Source organism: Sphingorhabdus sp. YGSMI21, from assembly GCF_002776575.1.
In the GTDB taxonomy this organism is placed as follows: Bacteria; Pseudomonadota; Alphaproteobacteria; order Sphingomonadales; family Sphingomonadaceae; genus Parasphingorhabdus.
Genome location: NZ_CP022548.1, coordinates 1,301,155 through 1,324,660, shown reverse-complemented (window position 1 = coordinate 1,324,660; position 23,506 = coordinate 1,301,155). Strand labels below are relative to the sequence as shown.

At 58.6% G+C, this 23,506-nt stretch carries 20 protein-coding genes and 1 tRNA gene; 15 read left to right on the top strand and 6 right to left on the bottom strand.

Annotated elements, in window-relative coordinates; translation table 11 throughout:
- Nucleotides 1-2: 2 nt before the first annotated feature.
- Both CHN51_RS06485 and CHN51_RS06480 read left to right on the top strand, forming a co-directional pair.
- Nucleotides 3-914: a WYL domain-containing protein gene (locus CHN51_RS06485; protein ID WP_164089014.1), complete on the top strand. Its 912-nt coding sequence runs from the start codon at nucleotides 3-5 to the stop codon at nucleotides 912-914.
- Nucleotides 915-947: 33 nt separating this feature from the next.
- On the top strand, nucleotides 948-1,637 hold the full coding sequence (locus CHN51_RS06480) for a nucleotidyltransferase domain-containing protein (RefSeq protein WP_100093295.1): 690 nt from the start codon (nucleotides 948-950) through the stop codon (nucleotides 1,635-1,637).
- 410 nt (nucleotides 1,638-2,047) lie between these two features.
- Here the strand turns inward: CHN51_RS06480 and CHN51_RS06470 are convergent, their stop codons facing one another.
- Entirely contained in the window at nucleotides 2,048-3,274 is a 1,227-nt protein-coding gene (locus tag CHN51_RS06470; RefSeq protein WP_100093294.1) for an integrase arm-type DNA-binding domain-containing protein, read from the bottom strand.
- A 164-nt stretch (nucleotides 3,275-3,438) separates the two neighbouring features.
- Nucleotides 3,439-3,525, bottom strand: a tRNA-Leu gene (locus tag CHN51_RS06465).
- Nucleotides 3,526-3,772: 247 nt separating this feature from the next.
- On the opposite strand from CHN51_RS06465, the gene CHN51_RS06460 reads away from it, so the two are divergent.
- Nucleotides 3,773-4,708 (top strand): complex I NDUFA9 subunit family protein, encoded by a 936-nt coding sequence (locus tag CHN51_RS06460; RefSeq protein ID WP_100093293.1) that lies wholly within the window; start codon nucleotides 3,773-3,775, stop codon nucleotides 4,706-4,708.
- 22 nt (nucleotides 4,709-4,730) lie between these two features.
- Here the strand turns inward: CHN51_RS06460 and CHN51_RS06455 are convergent, their stop codons facing one another.
- Nucleotides 4,731-5,525, bottom strand: coding sequence for an undecaprenyl-diphosphate phosphatase (locus CHN51_RS06455; protein ID WP_100093292.1), 795 nt, complete (start codon nucleotides 5,523-5,525; stop codon nucleotides 4,731-4,733).
- Between the two features lie 269 nt (nucleotides 5,526-5,794).
- Here CHN51_RS06455 and CHN51_RS06450 point away from each other — a divergent pair, with 269 nt between their 5' ends.
- From CHN51_RS06450 to CHN51_RS06420, 7 genes are all read left to right on the top strand, one after another.
- Complete coding sequence (locus CHN51_RS06450) at nucleotides 5,795-7,249, top strand: NAD(P)-dependent oxidoreductase (protein ID WP_100093291.1); 1,455 nt, start codon at nucleotides 5,795-5,797, stop codon at nucleotides 7,247-7,249.
- Nucleotides 7,246-7,980 (top strand): DUF2059 domain-containing protein, encoded by a 735-nt coding sequence (locus CHN51_RS06445; protein ID WP_100093290.1) that lies wholly within the window; start codon nucleotides 7,246-7,248, stop codon nucleotides 7,978-7,980. The genes CHN51_RS06450 and CHN51_RS06445 overlap by 4 nt, the downstream gene beginning before the upstream one ends.
- Nucleotides 7,981-8,037: 57 nt before the next feature.
- Complete coding sequence (locus tag CHN51_RS06440; RefSeq protein WP_123906259.1) at nucleotides 8,038-8,940, top strand: DUF2059 domain-containing protein; 903 nt, start codon at nucleotides 8,038-8,040, stop codon at nucleotides 8,938-8,940.
- A complete protein-coding gene (gene gltB / locus CHN51_RS06435) occupies nucleotides 8,937-13,490 on the top strand; it encodes a glutamate synthase large subunit (RefSeq protein WP_100093288.1) in 4,554 nt (1,517 codons plus the stop codon). Before CHN51_RS06440 ends, gltB begins: the two co-directional genes overlap by 4 nt.
- A gap of 4 nt (nucleotides 13,491-13,494) precedes the next feature.
- Nucleotides 13,495-13,881, top strand: coding sequence for a hypothetical protein (locus CHN51_RS06430; RefSeq protein ID WP_100093287.1), 387 nt, complete (start codon nucleotides 13,495-13,497; stop codon nucleotides 13,879-13,881).
- Nucleotides 13,882-14,022: 141 nt separating this feature from the next.
- Complete coding sequence (locus CHN51_RS06425; protein ID WP_100093286.1) at nucleotides 14,023-14,358, top strand: VOC family protein; 336 nt, start codon at nucleotides 14,023-14,025, stop codon at nucleotides 14,356-14,358.
- Between the two features lie 233 nt (nucleotides 14,359-14,591).
- Nucleotides 14,592-15,263: a glutathione S-transferase family protein gene (locus CHN51_RS06420; protein ID WP_100093285.1), complete on the top strand. Its 672-nt coding sequence runs from the start codon at nucleotides 14,592-14,594 to the stop codon at nucleotides 15,261-15,263.
- Nucleotides 15,264-15,334: 71 nt separating this feature from the next.
- Here the strand turns inward: CHN51_RS06420 and CHN51_RS06415 are convergent, their stop codons facing one another.
- Nucleotides 15,335-15,775: a GNAT family N-acetyltransferase gene (locus CHN51_RS06415; RefSeq protein ID WP_100093284.1), complete on the bottom strand. Its 441-nt coding sequence runs from the start codon at nucleotides 15,773-15,775 to the stop codon at nucleotides 15,335-15,337.
- Entirely contained in the window at nucleotides 15,775-16,503 is a 729-nt protein-coding gene (gene ubiG / locus CHN51_RS06410) for a bifunctional 2-polyprenyl-6-hydroxyphenol methylase/3-demethylubiquinol 3-O-methyltransferase UbiG (protein WP_100093283.1), read from the bottom strand. Before ubiG ends, CHN51_RS06415 begins: the two co-directional genes overlap by 1 nt.
- A 68-nt stretch (nucleotides 16,504-16,571) precedes the next feature.
- On the opposite strand from ubiG, the gene CHN51_RS06405 reads away from it, so the two are divergent.
- From CHN51_RS06405 to CHN51_RS06385, 5 genes are all read left to right on the top strand, one after another.
- Entirely contained in the window at nucleotides 16,572-17,840 is a 1,269-nt protein-coding gene (locus CHN51_RS06405; RefSeq protein ID WP_100093282.1) for an aspartate kinase, read from the top strand.
- A 90-nt stretch (nucleotides 17,841-17,930) separates the two neighbouring features.
- Entirely contained in the window at nucleotides 17,931-18,908 is a 978-nt protein-coding gene (locus CHN51_RS06400; RefSeq protein WP_100095456.1) for a nitronate monooxygenase, read from the top strand.
- Between the two features lie 68 nt (nucleotides 18,909-18,976).
- Nucleotides 18,977-19,522 (top strand): PH domain-containing protein, encoded by a 546-nt coding sequence (locus tag CHN51_RS06395; RefSeq protein WP_100093281.1) that lies wholly within the window; start codon nucleotides 18,977-18,979, stop codon nucleotides 19,520-19,522.
- Nucleotides 19,519-21,033 (top strand): PH domain-containing protein, encoded by a 1,515-nt coding sequence (locus CHN51_RS06390; RefSeq protein WP_100093280.1) that lies wholly within the window; start codon nucleotides 19,519-19,521, stop codon nucleotides 21,031-21,033. The genes CHN51_RS06395 and CHN51_RS06390 overlap by 4 nt, the downstream gene beginning before the upstream one ends.
- Before the next feature lie 62 nt (nucleotides 21,034-21,095).
- Entirely contained in the window at nucleotides 21,096-22,871 is a 1,776-nt protein-coding gene (locus CHN51_RS06385; RefSeq protein WP_240616878.1) for a DUF885 domain-containing protein, read from the top strand.
- On the opposite strand, the gene CHN51_RS06380 is transcribed toward CHN51_RS06385, so the two are convergent.
- Nucleotides 22,872-23,495: a hypothetical protein gene (locus CHN51_RS06380; RefSeq protein ID WP_346426335.1), complete on the bottom strand. Its 624-nt coding sequence runs from the start codon at nucleotides 23,493-23,495 to the stop codon at nucleotides 22,872-22,874.
- Between the last annotated feature and the right edge of the window lie 11 nt (nucleotides 23,496-23,506).

The window sequence follows — 23,506 nt, the reverse complement described above, 5'->3', positions numbered from 1 at the left end:
AGTTGAAACGGCTTGAATTCATCGAATTCCGGCTGCTTTGGGAAGGGAGGGTTATACGCCGCGGGCTGCGGGAAGCTTTTCAGATTTCAGAACAGCAGGCTTCGCTTGATATCGGTCGCTATCTCGACGCCGCGCCCGACAACATGGCCTATGATCCAATCGAGAAGGCGTATGTCAGGCAGCCCAAATTTGCACCGAAGTTTGTCGGGGATTTCACCGACCGATACTTACTGCAGCTTCATGCCGTCCGAAGCGGCATCATGGCAAAAGAAGACAGCTGGTTCAAAAAAATGCCTGCCGCCAAGGTTGCTGCTTTGGCGCATAAGCCGACTCCATGGCGATTTATCATGGGTGTATTGGACGCGATCAGATCCGGCAGAGAGGCAGTAATCGAATATCGCTCGCTGACAGGAACAACCGAAACGCAAAAGCACATCGCGCCTCATGCGTTGGGGCACGGGGCGGGGCGTTGGCATGTCAGGGCCTGGAGCCGGGAGCATGATAGTTTTCGCGATTATAATCTTGATCGGATAGCAAGCATCAAGCTGCTTGATCGATCAACGGTGAGTTCGGAGTGCGACAGGGCCTGGCACACCGAATTCGAGATGATCATCATCCCCAACCCCGCTTTACCGCAAGGCTATCGCGTCACGATTGCCGAAGAACGCGGCATGGTGAACAATGAGCTGCGCTGTAGCCTGCCTGTCAGCATGTGCTTCTATCTCGACATCGAGTATCTGCTGGATCTGGCGGAAAAGGTCGAATTTGGCGACGGAACCGGACAGACGGTCAGGGCCGAACGCTTTCATTTGAAACTGAAAAATCGCAAGGCTTATGAGATGGCGGTCAGCGCAGCCAAAGCCGAAACCCGGGCCGCTCTCGATGCAGCGCGAACAAACGCGGATATCTCCTGAAATGAAATCGGCTAATATTTTGCGTGCTGTTCTATGACCGCGATCGCGGTCGCACTTTTCGGAAGCAGGGCAAGGGGCGATCACAAGCCGGAATCGGATACTGACATCCTTCTCGTGGTCACTGAGGGGACAGCCCGGGTCACGACTTCCGGAACAGTTTCCTTGTCCATCTATCCAATCGATGACCTTGCTACCCGTGCTCAGCGGGGCGACCTCTTCACCGGGCATCTCGTCATTGATGCCCAACCTTTGTATGACCCTACCGGATTCATTCCGCAGCTAAGGGGGCTGTGGAAACCAAAGGACGATTATTCCCTCGAAATTCGCCGCGCGTCGGATCTTGCGACCTTCTTGATGTTGCATCAGAATATACTAGCAGCGCCAGCATTCTCCAGCCGGCGCATCGCTTGGTGCGTAAAGACGATTTTGATAGCTCACAGTGTCGCGGCTGGACGACCGGCATATTCCGATCATGACCTGGCCAGCCTTGCGGGCGATGTGAATCTGTTACGCCTTCTGGAGCTCAAGACGCAGCCCGACACGACAACTGAGCGCATGCGGCAACTGGGCGATTTTCTTACACGCTGGGGAATTGTCGGTTTCAGCGCTAACGACAGTAGCGTCTCGGCATTTGTCTCTCACTTCGTAGCGACAGGCAACGAGATCGCATTGAAAACCTTGGCGGCCAAACACGAATATTCTGACGATGATTATGGCGGTTGATGAAACCCGTATACCCTGTGATGCGCCATTATGGTCAAGTTTAGGAAGGAGCGCGAGCAACAGCGGCGCATTGACCTGTTCGATCGAGAATCTGCCGCCCAGCGCCATAAAGTCAGGATCGCCATTCTGGTCGCCGCGCCGAACGGCCTTGGCAGTTGGATGAACGAAGGGCGGTTTATCTCACCTTTCATGCAAAACCGGACTGTCAGGATGGTTCCCTTTGTTGCCAAAACGATCGCTCCGGCAGATTGTCCGCTTTTAGGTAGTTGAGTGGCGGCTCGAATGACTTGAATGAGGGCGCGAAGCTGCCATCGCAGCGGCGGATGAACTAACTGCTGATTCTTGCACCTTCAGCTCCGATACCGGGCTGTCAGGACTGTCCAACTAAAAAGACAGAGACGGTATAGGCACTATTTTCGTCGCGCATACTTGAATTGCACTACTTTGCCGCCTTCGCGCAGTTCATCGAGATAGTCACTCCACCATTGTGCCATCTCGACACGTTCTTTCCAATGTAGGCCGCGATGATAGACGCCGCGCACTGCATTGCTGTCACCATGTGCAAGAGAACGTTCAATAGCATCGGGGTTCCACAATCCGCACTCGTTTAACAGTGTCGAAGCGGTAGCGCGAAGCCCATGCGCTGTAACCTCATCTTTGCCAAAGCCCATCCGGCGAAAGGCCGCGTTTAATGTGTTCTCACTCATGGGCCTTTTGAACGAACGTATTGATGGAAAAGCATATCCTTCAGTTCCGATGTATGACGAGAGCTCGTCAAGGTAGCCGACAACCTGCCGCGACAGCGGTACTGCATGCATCCGCCGTGACTTCATCTTGCCGGGCGGAATTTTCCAAACTGCTTCGTCGAGATCAATTTCGTGCCATTCCGCATGTCTTAGTTCACCGGGTCGGACAAAAACATGTGGGGCAACTAATAAGGCATATCGCGTGAGCAAATTACCACCATAACCTTCGATTGCGCGCAGCAGTCCTCCAAAGTCTATGGGATCCAGTATTGCTGCATAATTGCTGGGTTTCGGTTTGATCAGCGCTCCCTGAAGCATCGTTGTTGGATCACCGCTGCACCTCGTTGTTGCGGCAGCATAACGGAATACCCGGCTGGCGAAGGAACGGCATTTCTTGGCTGTCTCATGCTTACCCTGCGCTTCAAGCCGCTTCAATATCGCCAAGATCTCGAAAGGTTCGATCTTGTCAATCGGCCGCTTGCCAATGCCTGGCTTTAGCTGGCGCAGAAAATACTGTGCCTTTATGATTGTTGCCTCAGCCCGACCATTTTGAGCCATGATGCCTTCAATATATTCCAGAGCAATATCGCCGAAGGTATGCGCAGCCAGAAACTCATTGCGCAGCTTTTCTTTTTTCTTGTCGAATGCTGGGTCGCCTCCGGCGGCCACCAGCTGTCTGGCATCTATTGCAGCGTCGCGTGCTTGTCGCAGACCAATTTCGGGGTAGCTTCCGATAGAGAGCTTCTTTTCAACGCCCTCCATTCGATAACGGAATTGCCAGAGTTTTCCTCCAGCTGGCGTTATTTGGAGATAAAGCCCACGTTCGTCGACGACCCTGTAAGTCTTGTCGCGAGGACGTAATGAACGGATGCGAGTGTCGGATAAAGCCAATTCGAGTCCTTCCCAATGTGGTTTTCCAAAAGGCCCACAAAAAGGCCCACAAAAACTCCGAGAAGGCCCAAGATTTGATGGAACAAGCTGGAACAACACGAAGTCAGAAACCTAGCGTTTCTGCGGGTTTTATAGACTATTAGAGAGAACAAGGGAAGAACAAATGGTGCCCAGAAGAGGACTCGAACCTCCACATCCTTGCGAATACATGCACCTGAAGCATGCGCGTCTACCAATTCCGCCATCTGGGCCCATGCAGGCGGTGATCATGTCGATACCACCTGATAGAGGCGGGCGATTAGCCGCTTGGTGGTTCTGCTGTCAATGATTCATATCGGCAAAAAACGCATTGCTGCCGGCCACCGGTGCGCGGGCCGTGCGGATCGGAGGCGTGGCGGCGGGAAATATGCTATGCCGGGGAAGGAATCGGCTGTTGCTTCACCCGCCCGGCTGAGGCAGAGGCAAGTGAACAAACCAGGGCACGAGTGGAAAATGGACATGGATCTCGACGGACAATTGATTTGCATATTTGGCGGCGGCGGCTTTCTCGGCCGCTATGTGGCGCAGGCGCTGCTGGAGCGCGGGGCGCGGCTGCGCATTGCCGAGCGTAATATCAAGAACGCGATGCATATCAAACCGCTCGGCAATCTCGGCCAGACGCAATTTGTCAGCGCCGATGTGACCAAAGCCGACAGCGTGGCCCGTGCGATCCACGGCTGCGACGGCGTGGTCAATCTGGTCGGCATATTGAACGGCAATTTCGAGGCGGTCCATGTCGGCGGCGCGCGCAATGTTGCCGAAGCGGCGGCCGATGCCGGATGCAAAACCCTGTTGCATATGTCCGCGATCGGCGCCGACAGCGAATCGCCCTCGCGCTATGGCAAGAGCAAGGGCGACGGCGAACAGGCGGTTCTCAGAGCCTTTCCCGACGCGATCCTGTTCCGGCCGTCGATTGTCTTCGGCCAGGAAGACCAGTTCATCAATCGCTTCGCCGCGATGATCCAGATGTTGCCCGTCGTGCCGATCATCGGCAGCAGCACGAAATTCCAGCCGATCTTCGCCGGCGATGTCGCCGATGCCGCAGCCGAAGCCTTAAGCCATCCGGAGCTTTATGCCGGCCAGACCTTCGAGCTGGGCGGGCCGGAAGTGATCAGCATGGGCGATCTCAACCGGCGCATTGCCAGGATGACCGGCCGCGAACGGACCTTTGTCGATGTGCCCGATGCCGCTGCGAAAATATTGGCGATGCTGCCGGGCTCCCCGATCACCACCGACCAGTATAAGATGCTGCAGAAGGACAATGTCGTCTCTGCCGGCGCGAAGGGGCTGGACGCTTTCGGCGTGGCACCAACCCCGATCGCGGCCATCGCCAGCGGCTGGATGGAAAAATATACCGCGCACGGCCGCTTTGGCGCGCGCGCCAAGGCGATCTAGTCGCTGCCAGACAAAGGCTGGACTAGAAAAGCGCCAACAGCGCGATGCCCATCGCGACGCGGTAGACGACAAAGACCATCATCGAGGCCTTGCGCAGAAAGCGCATCAGGAAGGTCATGGTCGCCAGCGCCGCCAGAAAGGTCAGCGCGCCGGTGATCAGTGCTTCTTTCAGCAACGCGCTGCTCGCCCCCATCAGGTCGGGGATGATCAGCACGCCGGCGCCGGCCACCGCCGGAATCGACAGCAGGAAGGAAAAGCGCGCCGCCTCCACTCTGGTATAGCCCAGGAAGCGGGCTGCGGTCATGGTCACGCCGGAACGGCTGGTGCCGGGGATCAGCGCCATCGCCTGCGCCAGGCCGACAATGATGCCGTCCTTGAGCGTCAGATCCTCGAAGGATTTGACCTGCCGCCCGAAGCGGTCGGCGATGCCCAGCAAAATGCCGTAGACGATCAGGTTGACCGCGACCAATGTGGTGCTGCGAAAACCGTCGAGATAGCCGCCTGTCTTCAGAAACAGGCCGACGATCACGGCCGGAATGGTGCCGAGGATGATCCACCAGAACAATCTTTTCTCGGCCGGGGCCTGGCCGATACCGATGGTGGCCAGCCCGCCGCGGCCCAGAGACCAGACATCCTTGAAGAAATAGGTGATGATCGCGAGCAGCGAACCGACATGGACCGCGATATCGATCATCGGACCCTGGTCGGCATAGCCGGTGAAGACCGGCAACAGGATCAAATGGCCCGAAGAGGATATCGGAAGAAATTCGGTAACGCCCTGCACAATCGCGAGGAGCAGCATTTGCATGAAGGTCATTGGACAGCCCGTAATATGGTTTTGCGCTCAATAGCTTTTCCGAATCTGCTTGTCGTGAGGAAAATATAGGGCCGATCCGATACTGTTTAGGGCGGCGGCGAAAAGTTTCTGTGTAAGGACAAGTTCTTTGCAGAGATATATGTCATATATACTGTCCTATCTTGCAATTTTCGCGTGACTCCCGCCGTTTTTTTGGCTAGTTCAGCCCGCACATCCCGACAACCGGGCTGTTTCGACCATCAAAAATTTACGGGAAACGAGTATCCGGCATGGCAAAAAGCCCGCAGAAACTGGAAATGCTGAAATTTGTCGAGAAGGGCCAGGCCTATCCCGAGAAACGCGACCCCGATCTGCGCGCCGAGGATTTTCGCGAGATTGCCGATCGCTATGCCCCCGACAAGGCAGCCGAACAGGCCGCCCGCTGCTCGCAATGCGGCGTGCCTTATTGTTCGGTCCACTGCCCGCTGCACAATCATATTCCCGACTGGCTTCGCCTGACCGCCGAGGGCCGGCTGCGCGAAGCCTATGAAATGTCGAATCTGACCTCGACCATGCCGGAAATCTGTGGCCGCATCTGCCCGCAGGACCGTTTGTGCGAGGGCAATTGCGTGATCGAATTTTCCGGCCATGGCGCGGTCACCATCGGCTCGGTCGAAAAATATATCACCGACACCGCCTGGGAAGAAGGCTGGGTCGAACCGCTGCAGCCCGGTCGCCCCAAGGGCCAGTCGGTCGGCATTATCGGTGCCGGGCCAGCGGGTCTGACCGCCGCCGAATATCTGCGCGTCGCCGGCTATGATGTGCATGTCTATGACCGGCACGACCGCGCTGGCGGGCTGCTGACCTACGGCATACCCGGCTTCAAGCTGGAAAAGCATGTGATCATGCGGCGGGTGAAGCGACTGAAAGACGGCGGCATCGAGTTCCAAGAGAATTTCGAAGTCGGTCGCGATGCAACGCTGGAAGAATTGCGCGACAGGCATGATGCGATCCTCATCGCGACCGGGGTCTACAAGGCACGCGAAATCCAGATGCCGGGCGTCGGCGCACCGGGCGTCGAGGAAGCGCTCGATTTCCTGATCGCCTCGAACCGCAAGAGCTTTGGCGACACCGTTCCCGACTTCGACAATGGCCGTTTTAATGCCAAGGGCAAGAATGTCGTCGTCATCGGTGGCGGCGACACCGCGATGGATTGCGTCCGCACCTCGATTCGGCAGGGCGCGAAATCGGTCAAATGCCTCTATCGCCGCGACCGCGCCAATATGCCCGGTTCGCAGAATGAAGTGCGCAATGCCGAGGAAGAGGGCGTCGAATTTGTCTGGCTGTCCGCCCCGAAAGCGGTCGAGGGCACCGACCATGTCACCGCGGTCCGCGCGAACAGGATGCGTCTTGGCGCGCCCGATGCCAGCGGCCGCCGGTCGCCGGAAGTAGAGCCGGACAGCGATTTTACCGTCGAGGCCGATCTGGTGATCAAGGCGCTCGGCTTTGATGCAGAAGACCTGCCTGGCCTGTTTGGTTCGCCGGACCTCTCCGTCACCCGCTGGGGCACTTTGCGGGTCGATCACAAGTCAATGATGACCAATCTGGAAGGCGTGTTCGCCGCCGGTGATATCGTCCGCGGCGCCAGCCTGGTCGTCTGGGGCATCCGGGACGGCCGCGATGTAACCGAGCATATGCACCGGTTTTTGCGGACGAAGAGATTGGCTGAGAAGGTGGCGGCATGACAATTTTTCTATCTCTCTTGCTGGCCGTTGGCGGTCCCGTAGTGCCCGCCTCCGACCAGAGCGCTGCCACTGTGGCACCACAGCCAGTATCACCAGCGCTGCAGCTGTCGAGAATATTGCACAGCGAAGCCAATGTCATCGGCACCGCCGACGACGACCAGCAGGCCGTTGAACTGATGCAGGAACTTTTGGACGGTGATCCCGAAATGGTGGAACTGGAACAGGAATTTCCCGGTATTGTAGCGCAGTTTGCCGAGGCGATGATCCCTATTGTCAACGGGTCCAGTCTGGAAAGACTGCCGCAATTGCAGGCGCGCCAGGCGGCACTTTATAGCAAGACCTTCACCGATGCCGAACTGGCTGTACTGATCGAATTCTATTCCTCGCCGACCGGCCGCAAAATCGTTGCCCAAACGCAGGACGCGATAGATTACGAAGCAACTATGGCGGACATGAAGCAGTCTCCGGATTATGAATTTAGCGCAGAATCGACACTTGCCGATGTGCGCACAGCCGGGGCCAAAATTTCCGGCCAGATGGATTCCCAGGACCTGCTTGTTCTGGCCCAATTAGGACGCAGCGGGCTGGTCCCGAAACTGCGTGATATGGCTCTGGAATCCCATCAGATCACGAATGAATGGACCAGTGAATATTCACCGGGGGAAGAAGCTGCGCTGGAAGCAGTTATTGGGACAATATTCGAAAAACGGATGGAGAGCATCGATGAATAGGATCAACCTGCCTTCGACAAGAATGGCCAGCAGCCGCGCTACGACAGGCAAACGGCAATGTTCCGTAACGCAACAGCAGAGGGCAAGAACATGACCCGTCCATATTCCGCACCCGGACTTGAGCGTGCTCATTGCAAGAATATGCTCCGCCCGAAAAATCGAATCTGTGGTGCTGGCTTGGGCAGTGATCTCGGAAACTATCAGACAATCCGGCTTTTCATGCTTTTATGTTTTGCCGTTGTCACTCTCGCATCACCAGTTTCGGCCTACGCCAGCGAGGATCCGTCCGCGGGTCCGAAAACGGAGGGCGACGACAAAGGCCATTTGACCCGGAATTTTGCCGAACTCTATCTCCCCGCGGAAATATCGATCGCGGGCGCCTTGGATAATTTTGAACGTCAATTTTCGCGCACCTTGGAATCCGAACCGAGCAACGCTGCGCTGGAGAAAAAATATCCCGGGATCGGAAAGGCTGCCATGTCAGCAGGCAGGGCGGTACTGAGAGACGGGCTTCAGAAAGATATTCCGACAATTCAGCTCGAGCTTTCGGCATATATGGGCGAGAATTTCTCTGCGCCGGAAATCAGAGCGATCAATCAATTCTACACATCAAGCGCAGGCAGGTCTTTGCTCCGCGGCGTTCGCGAAAATCTCGATGCTGACCAGCTCACCGACAGAATGATCGAAAAGATGAAAACCGGTGACGGTCAAATGGTGATCGATAATGACGAGATCATCGACATGACCGGTCAGGCAGCCATGAAATCGCTTGAAGAGGAACATATCCCGGCCATCGCTGCATTTATGACTTCGCCGGCCGGTCGGAAATTCTCCCTTCACGCCAAGGACCTGATTGCAATCGTTTCGCAGGGAATGAATGTTTCCACCAACAGGATGATGCCAGATATACAAGCTGCAGGCCTGCGCGCCTCGATAGCTTTTGCCGCAGGTAAACAATGACACAGACTTTCGAACAATCTCTAGCAGAGGGGGCTTACCCCACGCCCGAACATGAACGGCTCGCTCGCGAGGGCATGTACCGGCCCGAATTTGAATCCGATGCCTGTGGTGTCGGACTGGTCGCGGCCACCGACGGCAAGCCGTCGCGGCGGGTCGTCTCCTCGGCCATTGATGCGCTGAAAGCGGTCTGGCACCGGGGCGCGGTCGATGCCGATGGCAAGACCGGTGACGGCGCCGGCCTGCATGTCGATCTGCCCGAGCGTTTCTTCGACGATGCGATTGCCGACAGCGGCCACAAGGTCCGCCCGAACCGACTCGCCGTGGGCATGATCTTCCTGCCGCGCACCGACCTCAATGCGCAGGAAATGTGCCGCACGATCGTTGAAGCGGAAATCATCGAATCCGGCTATACCATCTACGGCTGGCGTCAGGTGCCGGTCAACGTATCGGTAATCGGCCAGAAGGCCCAGAACACCCGCCCCGAGATCGAACAGATCATGATTGCCGGGCCGATGCCGGACAAGCAGGACGCGCGCGAATTCGAGAAAAATCTCTATCTCATCCGCCGCCGGATCGAGAAGAAGGTGATCGCGGCGCAGATTCAGGATTTCTACATCTGCAGCCTGTCCTGCCGCTCGATCATCTACAAGGGCCTGTTCCTCGCCGAATCCCTGTCCGTCTTCTATCCCGATCTGACAGATGAACGGTTCGAAAGCCGGGTCGCCATTTTCCACCAGCGCTATTCGACCAATACATTCCCGCAATGGTGGCTGGCCCAGCCGTTCCGCTGCCTCGCCCATAATGGCGAGATCAACACCATCCGCGGCAACAAGAACTGGATGAAGAGCCACGAGATCAAGATGGCGAGCCTCGCCTTTGGCGACCATAGTGAAGATATCAAGCCGGTGATCCCGGCGGGCTCCTCCGACACCGCCGCTCTGGACGCGGTGTTCGAGACGATCTGCCGCTCCGGCCGCGATGCACCGACCGCGAAGATCATGCTGGTCCCGGAAGCCTGGCAGAACAATCCGGATATCGATCCCGCCCATCAGGCGATGTACGAATATATGGCGAGCGTCATGGAGCCGTGGGACGGCCCGGCCGCGCTGGCCATGACCGATGGCCACTGGGCCGTTGCCGGCGTCGACCGCAACGCGTTGCGACCGCTGCGCTATTCGATCACCGCCGACAATCTGCTGATCATCGGCAGCGAGTCCGGCATGGTCGTCGTTCCGGAAAGCCAGGTCATCGAGAAAGGCCGGCTTGGCCCCGGCCAGATGATCGCCGTCGATCTGGATGATGGCATCCTGTTCAAGGACCGCGAGCTCAAGGACCGGATCGCGGCCGAAGAACCCTATGCCGATCTGGTCAAGGGCTTCCTGACCGTCGATGATTTGCCGCCGGCACCGGAAAATTCCGGCATGGGCTATTCCAGGGAAGAACTGATCCGCCGCCAGACCGCCGCCGGCCACACGCTGGAGGATATGGAAATGATCCTCGCGCCGATGGTCGAGGATGCCAAGGAAGCGGTCGGATCGATGGGCGATGATACGCCGCTCGCGGTGATCAGCGTCAAGCCGCGCCAGATCAGCCATTTCTTCAAGCAGAATTTCTCCCAGGTCACAAACCCGCCGATCGACAGCCTGCGCGAACGCCATGTGATGAGCCTGCGCACGCGCTTTTCCAATCTGGCCAATATCCTCGAACAGGACAGCCAGAACGAGGATGTGATGGTGCTGGAAAGTCCGGTGCTCAGCTGCGCCCTGTGGGAGCGGCTGAAGCTCGGATTTGGCGATGCGGTGGCGCAGATCGACTGCACCATGAGCACCAGCGGCGGGGCGATCGAGCTGCGCGATGCGCTCGCGCGGATCCGCTCCGAGGCGGAACAGGCGGTGCGCGCCGGCAAGACCGAGATTTTCCTGACCGACGAGGATATTGACGAGGACCGGATGGCGATCTCGATGGTGATCGCGACCGCGGCGGTGCACACGCATCTGGTCCGCAAGGGTCTGCGCTCCTATGCCTCGGTCAACGTCCGCGCGGCCGAATGTCTCGACACCCATTGCTATGCGGTGCTGATCGGGGTCGGTGCGACCACGGTGAACGCCTATATGGCGGAAGCGGCGATTGCCGACCGCCATGCCCGCGGCCTGTTCGGCGATCTGACGCTGGACGAATGCCTCGCGCGGCACAAGAAAGCGGTCGACGACGGGCTGCTCAAGATCATGTCGAAAATGGGCATCGCGGTCATTTCCAGCTATCGCGGCGGTTATAATTTCGAGGCCGTCGGCCTGTCCCGCGCCCTGTGCAACGATCTCTTCCCCGGCATGCCGACCAAGATTTCCGGCGAAGGCTATGCTTCCCTGTTCATCAACGCGCAGGAAAAGCACGAGGCGGCCTTTGAACCGGCGGTCGTGCGCTTGCCGGTCGGCGGCTTCTACAAGCAGCGCGATGGCGGCGAGGCTCATGCCTATGGCGCCCATATGATGCACCTGCTGCAATCGGCGGTCGCGCATGACAGCTATTCCTCCTATCTGCAATTTTCGCAGGCGGTGCGCGAGATGGAGCCGATCTATCTGCGCGATCTGATGGAGTTCAACTATGCGCCGGAACCCGTCCCGATCGACGAGGTCGAGGCGATCACCGAAGTCCGCAAGCGCTTCAACACGCCGGGCATGTCGCTCGGCGCGCTCAGCCCGGAAGCGCACGAGACGCTCGCTATCGCGATGAACCGGATCGGCGCGAAATCCGTGTCCGGCGAAGGCGGCGAGGAGAAACGCCGCTACACGCCGTTCGAAAATGGCGACAATGCCTCCAGCCCGATCAAGCAGGTGGCTTCCGGCCGCTTTGGCGTGACCTCGGAATATCTCGGCGCCTGCGAGGAAATCGAAATCAAGGTCGCCCAGGGTGCCAAGCCCGGCGAAGGCGGCCAGCTGCCCGGTTTCAAGGTCACCGAATTTATCGCCAAGCTGCGCCATTCGACGCCCGGCGTCACCCTGATCTCGCCGCCGCCGCATCATGATATCTACTCGATCGAGGATCTCGCCCAGCTGATCTACGATCTCAAGCAGATCAACCCGCGCGCGCGGGTTTGCGTCAAGCTGGTCTCCTCGGCCGGGATCGGCACTATCGCCGCCGGCGTCGCCAAAGCCCATGCCGATGTCATCCTGATCTCCGGCAATACCGGCGGCACCGGCGCGTCGCCGCAAACCTCGATCAAATTTGCCGGCACCCCCTGGGAAATGGGCCTGACCGAAGCCAATCAGGTGCTCACCCTCAACGGCCTGCGCCACCGGGTCAAATTGCGCACCGATGGCGGCCTCAAGACCGGTCGCGACATCGTCATCGCCGCCATTCTGGGCGCCGAGGAATTCGGCATCGGCACGCTCAGCCTCGTCGCCATGGGTTGCATCATGGTCCGCCAGTGCCACAGCAACACCTGTCCGGTCGGTGTCTGCGTGCAAGACGAGAAATTGCGCGAAAAATTCACCGGCACGCCGGAAAAGGTGATCAACCTGATGACTTATATGGCCGAGGAAGTGCGCGAGATACTGGCGCGTCTCGGCTATCGCTCGCTGAACGAAATCATCGGCCGCACCGAACTCTTGCGTCAGGTCAGCCGCGGCGCAGAGCATCTCGATGATCTCGACCTCAACCCGATCCTCGCCAAGGTCGACGCGCGCGATGACCAGCGCAGCTTCAACATCGACACGCCGCGCAACGAAGTACCGGACAGTCTCGACGCGGAAATGATCGACGACGCGAAGCCGGTGTTCGAGCGGCGCGAGAAAATGCAGCTCACCTACACGGTACGCAACACCCACCGCGCCGTCGGCACGCGCTTCTCGGCCGAGATCACTGCCAAATATGGCATGAGCACGCTCAACGAGGACCATGTCCATATCCGCCTGCGCGGATCGGCCGGCCAGTCTCTCGGCGCCTTCCTCTGCCAGGGGATCACGCTGGAAGTGTTCGGCGATTCCAATGACTATGTCGGCAAGGGCCTGTGCGGCGGCAAGATCGTCGTCCGTCCGATGGTCAGTTCGCCGCTGGTCAGCCAGGACAATACGATCATCGGCAATACCGTGCTTTACGGCGCCACCGCCGGGCAACTCTATGCTGCCGGACAGGCGGGCGAGCGTTTCGCGGTGCGCAACAGCGGTGCGGACGTGGTGGTCGAGGGCTGCGGCGCCAATGGCTGCGAATATATGACCGGCGGCAATGCGGTCATCCTGGGCCCGGTCGGCAGCAATTTCGGTGCCGGCATGACCGGCGGCATGGCCTTCATTCTCGACACCCAGGGCGATTTCGAGAAACAGGCCAATGGCGAGAGCATCATCTGGCAGCGCCTCGACAGCAGCTATTGGGAAGCGCATCTGCGCGCGCTGATCGAGCGGCACCAAAAGACCACCGACAGCAACTGGTCCGAAGCCATTTTGCGCGACTGGGACCGCTGGCGGGACCGCTTCTGGCAGGTCTGTCCGAAGGAGATGGTCAGCCGGATCGACCATCCCTTGTCGGATAAAGAGGCGATCGAAGCGGCGGAGTGAGTTTGTGAGTTGGAAAATTCAACGCGCTTATTGGATCTGGAAAGTCAAACGCGAGCGGGGCCTGTTCTTGCTCGCGTTAGGCCTCGGGGCCATTTTCGCTCTGCTATATTACATCCATACGACGGGATTCTGGGCAGCGACAAAAAATCCACCTGAATTTGTCTCGGGAACTTTGGTGAAAATCTGGCAGCCATCAGTCACAGAAGTTCCCACTTACGTGACCTTGTTGAAAGTGAAGATGGATGACGGGAGCCATGTGCAATTAAAGGGGACAAGCAAGTTGATTGTCGATTGCTCAATCGGAGACAATGTCGAAATACTGAAATATACGAATGAAAACGACACAAGTTATTTTCGCATTGGCCCGAGAGCGTGCCTTGATGCCACCTAGATAATGTTCTTATCATGCTCCCTGCACCATCCCATCCTTCTCCGCATGACAAAACCCAGAAATGTAATTTCTGGATTAGAAGTGCTAGCAATGCCTAGCTGCATATCTGCGTCGCCCATGCGAATTTAAGAAGGAAAAGCCATGCCCAAAATAACCCCCAACTACGTCGAAATGAAAGCCAGCGATCTACCCGCTAGCAAGGCCTTCTACGAAAAAGCCTTCGGCTTTGCCTTCACCGATTATGGTCCGGGATATGCGGCGGTCGAAGGCGGACCGGTACAAATCGGCATTGCAGCAGGATCGGAGCCGGTTGCCCCGATGTCAACATTCGAGAGCGACGATCTCCAAGCATCTCTCGCGCAAGTGAAGGCCGCGAACGGTGAAATCGTCGAAGAAATTTTCGCATTCCCCGGCAGACGGCGGTTCGAGTGCCTTGATCCGGCGGGCAACCGGCTGGCAATATATCAAGCGGATTAGTCCAATCCCAAATGGCAATTGTCCATTTCCACCAAGGCACGTCGTTGCGAGCGTAGCGAAGCAATCCAGAGCGTCGCGCGTGCGGCTCCGGATTGCCACGTCGCCTGCGGCTCCTCGCAATGACGTTACTCCTTGTTCGAAACGGACAATTGTCCCCCAATCTGGGGGTAAAATTCGCTCACCAATGCATCAAGTCTCTTCCCCCCGTGCCCAATCGCGATTAAGCGATACCCATGTGGCAGTTGTACCAATTCCCTCTTTGTCCGTTTTCGCGCAAAGTCCGCTTGCTGCTGGGCGAGAAGTCGGTTGGCTATGAGCTGGTGCGCGAATCACCATGGGACCAGCGCGACGAATTTCTGGAGATGAATCCGACCGGCCGGACACCGGTGATGAAGCATAGCGAGCGTGGCTTCCATCTGGTCGATAGCGTCGCCATTTGCGAATATATCGAGGAAACGGTCGAGAAGGCCCCGATGATCAACGGCACGGCGGTCAACCGCGCCGAGATTCGCCGCTTGGTCGCCTGGTTTGACGAACAATTTTATGGCGATGTCACCGCACCGATGCTGCACGAGCGGATGCACAAGAGACTGGTCCGGCGCGAGCCGCCGGATGCCAAGATCTTGCGCGAAGCCATGCGCCGGGCGAATTCGCATCTCGATTATATCGACTATCTGATCGACCACCGCAGCTGGCTGGCCGGGGCGACGATGAGTCTCGCCGATCTGGCGGCAGCCGCCCAGATTTCCGTTGCCGATTATCTCGGCACAATCGACTGGACAGGACACAAGCAGACCAAGGACTGGTACAGCATGTTCAAGTCCCGCCCGTCCTTCCGGCCCTTATTGTCCGAACGGATGGAGGTGATCGCACCGCCGCCGCATTATGAAAAAGTGGATTTTTGACGCGCCACGGAATGCGATAGCGTTGCGCAGCGTCAACCCCGGACTTCATCCGGGGTCTGGTTACGACAACCCTAAAGCGTTTTGATCATCAACACCTTGTCCATGCCCGGCGCAAAGCCGTCTTTTTCCCGACCGGTTTCGACAAATCCGAATTTCGCGAAAAAGGGCGCGATCCGTGGCGTGGTGGATAGGTCGGCTTCGCTAAAGTCGCCGGACCTGACAATTTCCTGCAGCCGGTGCTCGGTCAGCAGTCGTCCGAGACCATCGCCGTGGAGCGCTTGATCGACCATGCCCCAGGTAAAGCGCGCCTGCCCCTGCCCTTCCCTGGCAAAGCCACCGCAACCGACAATCCGCCCGTCCTTTTCGATACAGAAATACTGCCCTTTCGGCCGGTCGAGAAATTCGACAAACAGGTGTCGCTCGGTCGGATCGAAAAAATCCGGGACATTGCTGTCAAACAGGGCAAGGCAGGCGTTCTTGTCGGCAATGGCATAGGGCCGGACTTCGACCATCAGGCTTTGACGACAGTCATCAGATAGTTGAGCGACAGATTGTCGGACAGCGCGAAACCTTTCGACGGACTGTAGGACAGACCGCTGGTGTCCACGACCTCGAGGCCGGCACTGTTGAGCAGCTTCTCCAGCTCTTCCGGCGTGACAAACTGTTCGTGATGGTGGGTCCCGCGCGGAATCTGCCCGGTCCGCTCGGCCAGCTCGACCAGCAACAGGTTGGAAAGCGCCGTGCGATTGGGAGTGGAGATGATCATAAGCCCGTCATCGGCCAGCGAGCCGGCCAGACCGTTGACGAAAGCCTGCGGGTCATCGACATGTTCGATCACCTCCAGCGAGGTCACCAGATCGAAATCCTTGCCTGCAAAATCCTCGATTGCCTCGTTGCGATAATCGATATCCAGCCCCTGCGGTGCGGCATGGGCCCGCGCCACAGCGATATTTTCCGCCGCCGCATCCAGGCCGGTCACCCGCGCGCCCAGCCTTGCCAGCGGTTCGCAGAGCAGGCCCGCACCGCATCCGACATCGAGCGCTGTCCTGCCGGCAAGCGGCCTGAGCAGACTGCTGTCGCAGTGGAAATGCAGATCGATCGCGTCCCGGATATAGGCCAGCCGCACCGGGTTGAGACGGTGCAACATCGCCGACGAGCCCTTCGGGTCCCACCAGTCTGTGGCCAGTGCACCGAAATGCGCGGCTTCTTCGGGCTTGATCGTGCTACTTGCCTTTGTCATGTCGCCTCTTTATCAGGCTTTTCAATCCTGTTCAGGCCCTTTTTATCGAAAGTTTTAGCGACAGCAGCATGGCACGCATAGTGATGAAATTCGGCGGCACCTCGATGGCCGGAATTGAACGTATCCGCCGGGTGGCGCAGATCGTCAAACAACAGTCCGACGCCGGTCACGAAGTCGCGGTGGTGGTCTCCGCCATGGCCGGCGACACCGACCGGCTGGTCAATTTCTGCCGCGAAGCCAGTTCGCTTTACGATCCTGCGGAATATGACGTGGTCGTGGCCTCCGGCGAACAAGTGACTTCGGGCCTGCTCGCCATTGCCTTGCAATCCTTGGGCGCAAAGGCGCGCAGCTGGCTCGGCTGGCAAATGCCGATCCATACGATCGAAGCGCACAGCAAGGCGCGGATCGATTCGATCGACGCAACGGCGCTGACCACGGCCATGCAGAGCGGCGAAATCGCGATCATTCCCGGCTTTCAGGGCGTTAGCGACAATGGCCGGATCACGACGCTGGGACGCGGCGGATCCGATACCAGCGCGGTTGCCATGGCGGCCGCGGTGAAGGCCGACCGCTGCGACATCTATACCGACGTCGATGGCGTCTATACGTCCGATCCCCGGATCGTGACCCGGGCGCGCAAACTGAAAACCGTGACCTTCGAGGAAATGCTCGAACTGGCGAGCGTCGGGGCAAAGGTCTTGCAGACCCGCTCGGTCGGACTGGCGATGAAGGAAGGCGTGCGCATCCAGGTGCTGTCCTCCTTCACCGACGAAAATACCAACTGGACCGCCGACGACCTGCCCGGAACAATGATTATCAGCGAAGACGAAATGGAGACGGACGATATGGAAGGCCAATTGATTACCGGCATCGCCCACGACAAGAATGAATCCAAGATTACCCTGACCCGTGTCCCCGACAAGCCCGGCGCGGTTGCCAATATCTTCGCGCCCCTCGCCGATGCCGCGATCAATGTCGACATGATCATCCAGAATGTCGGCCGCGAGAAGGGCGAGACCGACGTGACCTTCACCGTGCCCAGCGCCGATCTCGACCAGGCGATGCAGGTGCTGGAAGGCGCCCGCGAAGGCATCGGCTTCAACCGCCTGATCCCCGACAGCAATGTCGCGAAAATCTCGGTCGTCGGCGTTGGCATGAAGAGCCATGCCGGCATTGCCGCTACCATGTTCAAGGCACTGGCCGAACGCGGCGTCAATATCCAGGCGATCACCACCTCGGAAATCAAGGTCAGCGTGCTGATCGAGGAAGACTATACCGAACTGGCGCTGCGCGTATTGCACACGGCTTATGGCCTGGACGCAGAGGATGCGGCCTGAGGCCAAGCGGACCAATTCCGGCGCGGCATCGCACGCGGAACCAAAATTTGTGAACAAGGATCTTTTATCTTGAGCGATCTCCAAAGCCTGATGCAACGCGGCACCGATTTTCTCGGCTGCGAAACCGCGATCATGTGCGGGGCTATGTCCTGGGTGTCCGAACGCAATCTGGTCAGCGCGATTTCCAATGCCGGCGGCTTTGGCGTGATCGCCTGCGGCGCGATGACTCCCGAACTGCTCGACACCGAGATTGCCGAGACCAAGAAGCGCACCGACAAGCCGTTTGGCGTCAATCTGATCACCATGCACCCCGATCTGATGGAACTGATTGCCATTTGCGGCAAGCATCAGGTCAGCCATGTGGTGCTCGCCGGCGGGCTGCCGCCCAAGGGCAGTCTGGAAGCGATCAAGGAAACCGGCGCGAAGGTGATCTGCTTTGCCCCGGCCATGGCGCTGGCCAAGAAATTCGTGCGTTCCGGCGTTGATGCTATCGTTATTGAAGGCATGGAAGCGGGCGGTCATATCGGACCGGTATCGACTTCGGTGCTCGCGCAGGAAATTTTGCCGGAGATCGCCAGCCAGTTGCCGGTCTTTGTCGCCGGCGGCATTGGCACCGGCGAGATGATCGCCGCCTATCTCGAAATGGGCGCCAGCGGCGTCCAGCTCGGCACCCGCTTTGTCTGCGCCCATGAATCGATCGCTCACCCCGATTTCAAGAAAGCCTTCATCCGCGGCAACGCCCGCGACGCGATTACCAGCGTCCAGGTCGATCCGCGGCTGCCGGTGATCCCGGTCCGCGCGCTGAAAAACAAGGGCACCGAAGAATTTACCCGCAAGCAGATCGAAGTCGCCAAACTGTTGGATTCGGGCGAGATAGAAATGGGCGAAGCGCAGCTACAAATTGAACATTTTTGGGCAGGAGCGCTCCGAAAAGCGGTCATAGATGGCGATATTGAACATGGAAGTGTCATGGCCGGGCAGTCGGTCGGCATGGTCAAGGCCGAGGAATCCGTGGCCGAAATTATCAAATCTTTGATCGAACAGGCCGAAACCGCCCTGGCCCGCTAGGATGGACCGTTGCGCTTCGCTGCATCATCTGTCTTGCTTCGGTAACACAGTTTCGGCATAGCGGGCGCATGGACGAACATGCTTCCAACTCTTCCAATATCGATCCCGCCAGCGTGCCGGAACCCGCTCTGGCGTCCCGCTTCAACCAGGGGCTGACTCCGCTCCACCCGCCGCAGAAAAGCCTGATCCGGGCCAATATGGTCCTGCGCGCGCTGATCCTCCTGATCCTCGCCTCGGTCGCCGAACTGCTGCTCTTCCTGCATCACGAGGTGCAGCCCGGCATGGTGCTGTTTCCAGCGGCAATCTTTGCCGTTCTGACGGTCGCTGTGCTGCCGAACCGCATCTACCGCCGCTGGGGCTATGATATGGGCGACGAGCAATTGCGGGTGCTCCGCGGCTTTCTCTGGCGCACCGACACGATCGTCCCGTTCAACCGGATCCAGCATATCGATGTCGCGCAGGGCCCGTTACAACGCTTCTTCGGCCTCTCGACCCTGATCGTGCACACTGCCGGAACGCATAACAGCATCGTCACCCTGCCCGGGCTGGCCACCGCGGACGCCGAGGATATGCGCGAGACGATCAAGGACCATATCCGCCAAGACATGATATGAACGAGGCCGCAGAAACACCGCCCGTGCAGGACAGCGCGCCATTCCGGCATCTGCACCCGCTCAGTATCATCCTGAAATCCCTGTCGATGATCGGACGGAATATTGTCGCTATTGCCGTTCTCCACTTCAGCCTGTTCGACCAGAATATCGCCTACACCGGGCTGGCTGCATTCGCGCTGTTCGCGCTGGTTGGCGGCGTCACCGCCCTGATCTGGTCGCGCTTCACCTATCAGGTCACGGAACGCGAAATCCGGATCAAGAGCGGGCTGCTCAACCGCAACAACCGCTCCATTCCCTTCGACCGGATCCAGGATGTCAGCCTCGAACAGAAGCTGGCCCACCGCTTGCTGGGTCTCGCCACGGTCGCGCTCGAAACCGGCTCCGGCGGCGGCGAGGATGGCCAGCTTGATGCGCTTTCGCGCCCGGAGGCCGAACTTCTGCGCGACACGATCCGCGATTATAAGGCCGGATTGGCACCCGGTCGCCTTGTCGGCGGTGACAAAGCCGAGATAGCAGAACCACCTCCGTTATTTGCTATGGACAACCGCCGCATATTGATTGCCGGACTGTTCAATTTCTCCTTCGTCCTGCTCGCGATACTCGGCGCTCTCGCCCAGAATCTCGACTTTCTCCTGCCCGACGGCTTCTTCGATCCCCGCCGATGGATCGACGCCATTCCGGAGCAGGAGACGATCAATGCCTTCACCTCGTGGATGCGGATCGGCGGCGCACTGATCGCCATAATCTCGCTCATTCTGGTCGGTGTGGTCAGCGGTGTCGTCCGGACGTTTGTGCGCGAATATGGCTTTCGCCTTGACCGAGTCGACACCGGGCAGCCGGGATTGCGCCGGCGGCGCGGTCTTTTCACGTTGACCGACATGGTGATGCCGATCCACCGGGTACAGGCCGCGATATTGCAGACCGGTCCCGTTCGCGCGCGGTTCGGCTGGTATCATCTCAAGTTCACGTCGCTGGCAGGAGACGGGACCGGCGAGACCGACCATAGCGCAGCGCCCTGCGCGACGCTGTCGGAAATCGAACCGATCCTCGATGAATGCGCCATCCGCCCACCCGCTGCCGATCTGCTGTTCCACGGCGTCAATCCGGCTTTCTGGTGGCGCGATGCCATCATGGTCTTGCTGGTGCTCGCGATCGTCGCCACCGGCAACGGCCTGTTTGTCCATCCGGGGCTATACGCGATCATCCTGGTTGCCGTTCCGGTCGGGCTGATCCAGTTGCTCAACTGGCGGCACCATCAATATGCCTTGCACGATGGCCAGCTATATGTCCGCACCGGTTGGTGGCGGCGGCGGCTGACCATCCTGCCGATCCGCAAGATCCAGAGCGTCGATGTCAGCCAGAGGCCGCTGGATCACCCGCTGCAACTCGCCACGCTCACCGTCGGCATCGCCGGGGGTTCGGCAATCGCACCGCTCAGAATCACCGCCATCGGCTTTCGCGAGGCTATGGACTTGCGCGATCGGCTGCTTCGCCTGCAAAATCAGACTTGACTATAGGCGTCGATTCTCCACGATAGTTTCCAGAGATATTATCAGGACAGTTTCGGAGAAAAATGATGCGCAGAACTAATTTGACCATGCTGGCACCGCTGGCGATGCTGGTCGCTGCGCCGGCCTATGCGCAAACGGATGACAAGCGGGCATCTTCCGCGCTGCATGAAATCATAGACAGCTATTGGGCTTATCAGCTGGAACAATATCCCGAATTTGCGTCTTCCCTCGGCGTAGACGATCCGGTGGGCCGCGTCAGCGACGCCAGTATCGAGGCAGAGGACAGCCGCGTCGCAAAGGCTAAGACCTGGCTCGCGCAACTGGACGCCATCGACACGAAGACGCTGAGCGAGGATGACAAGACCAACCATGGCATATTGCGCCGGTCGCTCGCTGAACAAATCGAGGCGAACAGCTATGGCCAGCGCACCATCAATTTTACCAATCGCGGCGGCTGGCACCAGAATTTCGCCAGCATGCAGAACAATCTACCGTTCCGCAACGCGCAGGATTACCAGACTTACATCAACCGCCTGAAGCAATATGCGCGGGTCAATGACCAGTCGATCACCGTCGCCAACCAGGCGCTCGCCGGCGGCTATGTCCAGCCCTGCGTGTCGATGGTCGGCTATGAAACCAGCATTTCCGGCCTGCTGACCGATGATGCAAAACAATCGCGTTTCTATCAGCCCTTCACCCGCAAGCGGCCGGAGACAATCGACGAAACGACGTTCGACAAGCTGGCCGCTGAAGCCGCCGGGACCATCACCAGCGTGATCAATCCGGCGGTCAAAAAGCATCTCGACTGGTATATGCAAGACTATGCCCCGAACTGCGCCAAGACACCCGGCGTCTCGGCCCAGCCCGGCGGCGCGGAATATTATGATTTCCGTATCCGGCAGATGACGACGACAACCAAAACGGCCGACGAGATCCACAATATCGGCCTGAGCGAAGTGACGCGAATCCGCGCCGAGATGGTCGAGGTTGCCAAAGAAGCGGGCTATGACAGCCGCGAGGCCTTTATCGAACATCTCCGCACCGATCCGCAATATTATGCCAAAACGCCGGAAGAGCTGATGGAAAAGGTCGCCCGCGTGACCAAGATCATCGATGGCAAAATGCCCTCGATCATCGGCAAGCTGGCGCGGTTGCCTTATGGCATCAAGGAAATTCCGGCCGAGACCGCGGAAGGTACGACCACCGCTTATTATAATCCCGGTTCGCCCGATGTCGGGATTGCCGGCTATTATTATGTCAACACGTCGAAGCTCGACCAGCGGCCTTTCTGGGAAATTCCGGCGCTGAGCGTGCACGAGGCAGTGCCCGGTCACCATCAGCAGATCGCGTTGCAGCAGGAACTCGACATGCCCGACTTCCGCAAACATGGTGCCTTTTTCACCGCCTTTGTCGAAGGCTGGGGCCTCTATTCGGAGCGGCTTGGTATCGAGATGGAACTTTACGACACGCCCGCCAAGAATATGGGACGGCTGTCCTATGAAATGTGGCGGGCCTGCCGGCTGGTCGTCGATACCGGCATTCACAGCAAGGGCTGGAGCAAGCAGCAAGCGATCGATTTCATGACCGACAATACCGCGCTTAGCGAGGCCAATATCGAGGCCGAGGTCAACCGCTATATCAGCTGGCCCGGCCAGGCTCTGGCCTATAAAATGGGCGAATTGAAAATCCGCGAGCTACGCCGCAAGGCCACCAGCGAACTGGGTGAGAAATTCGACTTGCGCGCCTTTCACGATGTCGTGCTCGGACAGGGCGCGGTGCCGCTCGATATGCTCGAGGCGCAGGTGAACCGGTGGATTGAAGCCCGGAAGGCTAGCTAATCATTCATCATCCGGTCCGGGGGTTTCATCCGCCCCCGGTGGCACGGCAAGATCATTGGTGGCTTCCAGCGCATCCGCATCCCTTGCATCAAGCCGTTCTCTGGCGGCATCGGCGGCTGCTTCACGCGCTTCCCGCTGCGCTTCGATTTCCAGCAGGCGCTCTTCCACCGCGTCGGCTTCGGAATCGATCCGTGACAGGCGTTTCTGGCGTTCCTCCTCGATCAACTGGCCCCAGTTAACCGTGTCATCGATGCCTTTTTCGGCATAAGCCTGACGCAATAATTCCTGCGTACATCCGGTGAAACCGCCAGCACCGGTCGGCGAGCAGCTGCTGGTACCCGATGCGCCCACATATTCGTAGGATTTAACCCGCTCCGACCATGCCTGATTCTTCGCGTCACCCAGGCCGCCGCCTCTCAGCGTTTCGGGAATGCGATAGCGTTCGCCCTCGTCCTTGCGCGCGCAGACAACAATTTCGTCCTCGCTGCTCTGTGGACAGGGGTCGTCACCATAGATGACCAGCTGGTTGACGCGGTCTCCAGCCTGATCCTGGGCCTGGGCCGGAAAGGCGAGCAGGCCGGTAGCGGTCAGCGCAGCGGCGGAGATCAAAATTTTCTTCATCATATCGTTCCTTT

Excerpts from the sequence above, each read along its gene's own strand:
- CHN51_RS06480 (WP_100093295.1), top strand. The coding sequence starts at position 948 with ATGACCGCGATCGCGGTCGCACTTTTCGGAAGCAGGGCAAGGGGCGAT.
- CHN51_RS06420 (WP_100093285.1), top strand. The coding sequence starts at position 14,592 with ATGTGGCAGTTGTACCAATTCCCTCTTTGTCCGTTTTCGCGCAAAGTC.
- CHN51_RS06395 (WP_100093281.1), top strand. The coding sequence starts at position 18,977 with ATGGACGAACATGCTTCCAACTCTTCCAATATCGATCCCGCCAGCGTG.
- CHN51_RS06405 (WP_100093282.1), top strand. The coding sequence starts at position 16,572 with ATGGCACGCATAGTGATGAAATTCGGCGGCACCTCGATGGCCGGAATT.
- CHN51_RS06455 (WP_100093292.1), bottom strand. The coding sequence starts at position 5,525 with ATGACCTTCATGCAAATGCTGCTCCTCGCGATTGTGCAGGGCGTTACC.
- gltB (WP_100093288.1), top strand. The coding sequence starts at position 8,937 with ATGACACAGACTTTCGAACAATCTCTAGCAGAGGGGGCTTACCCCACG.
- ubiG (WP_100093283.1), bottom strand. The coding sequence starts at position 16,503 with ATGACAAAGGCAAGTAGCACGATCAAGCCCGAAGAAGCCGCGCATTTC.
- CHN51_RS06460 (WP_100093293.1), top strand. The coding sequence starts at position 3,773 with ATGGATCTCGACGGACAATTGATTTGCATATTTGGCGGCGGCGGCTTT.
- CHN51_RS06390 (WP_100093280.1), top strand. The coding sequence starts at position 19,519 with ATGAACGAGGCCGCAGAAACACCGCCCGTGCAGGACAGCGCGCCATTC.
- CHN51_RS06380 (WP_346426335.1), bottom strand. The coding sequence starts at position 23,495 with ATGATGAAGAAAATTTTGATCTCCGCCGCTGCGCTGACCGCTACCGGC.
- CHN51_RS06400 (WP_100095456.1), top strand. The coding sequence starts at position 17,931 with ATGCAACGCGGCACCGATTTTCTCGGCTGCGAAACCGCGATCATGTGC.
- CHN51_RS06415 (WP_100093284.1), bottom strand. The coding sequence starts at position 15,775 with ATGGTCGAAGTCCGGCCCTATGCCATTGCCGACAAGAACGCCTGCCTT.
- CHN51_RS06425 (WP_100093286.1), top strand. The coding sequence starts at position 14,023 with ATGCCCAAAATAACCCCCAACTACGTCGAAATGAAAGCCAGCGATCTA.
- CHN51_RS06445 (WP_100093290.1), top strand. The coding sequence starts at position 7,246 with ATGACAATTTTTCTATCTCTCTTGCTGGCCGTTGGCGGTCCCGTAGTG.
- CHN51_RS06450 (WP_100093291.1), top strand. The coding sequence starts at position 5,795 with ATGGCAAAAAGCCCGCAGAAACTGGAAATGCTGAAATTTGTCGAGAAG.
- CHN51_RS06440 (WP_123906259.1), top strand. The coding sequence starts at position 8,038 with ATGTTCCGTAACGCAACAGCAGAGGGCAAGAACATGACCCGTCCATAT.
- CHN51_RS06385 (WP_240616878.1), top strand. The coding sequence starts at position 21,096 with ATGATGCGCAGAACTAATTTGACCATGCTGGCACCGCTGGCGATGCTG.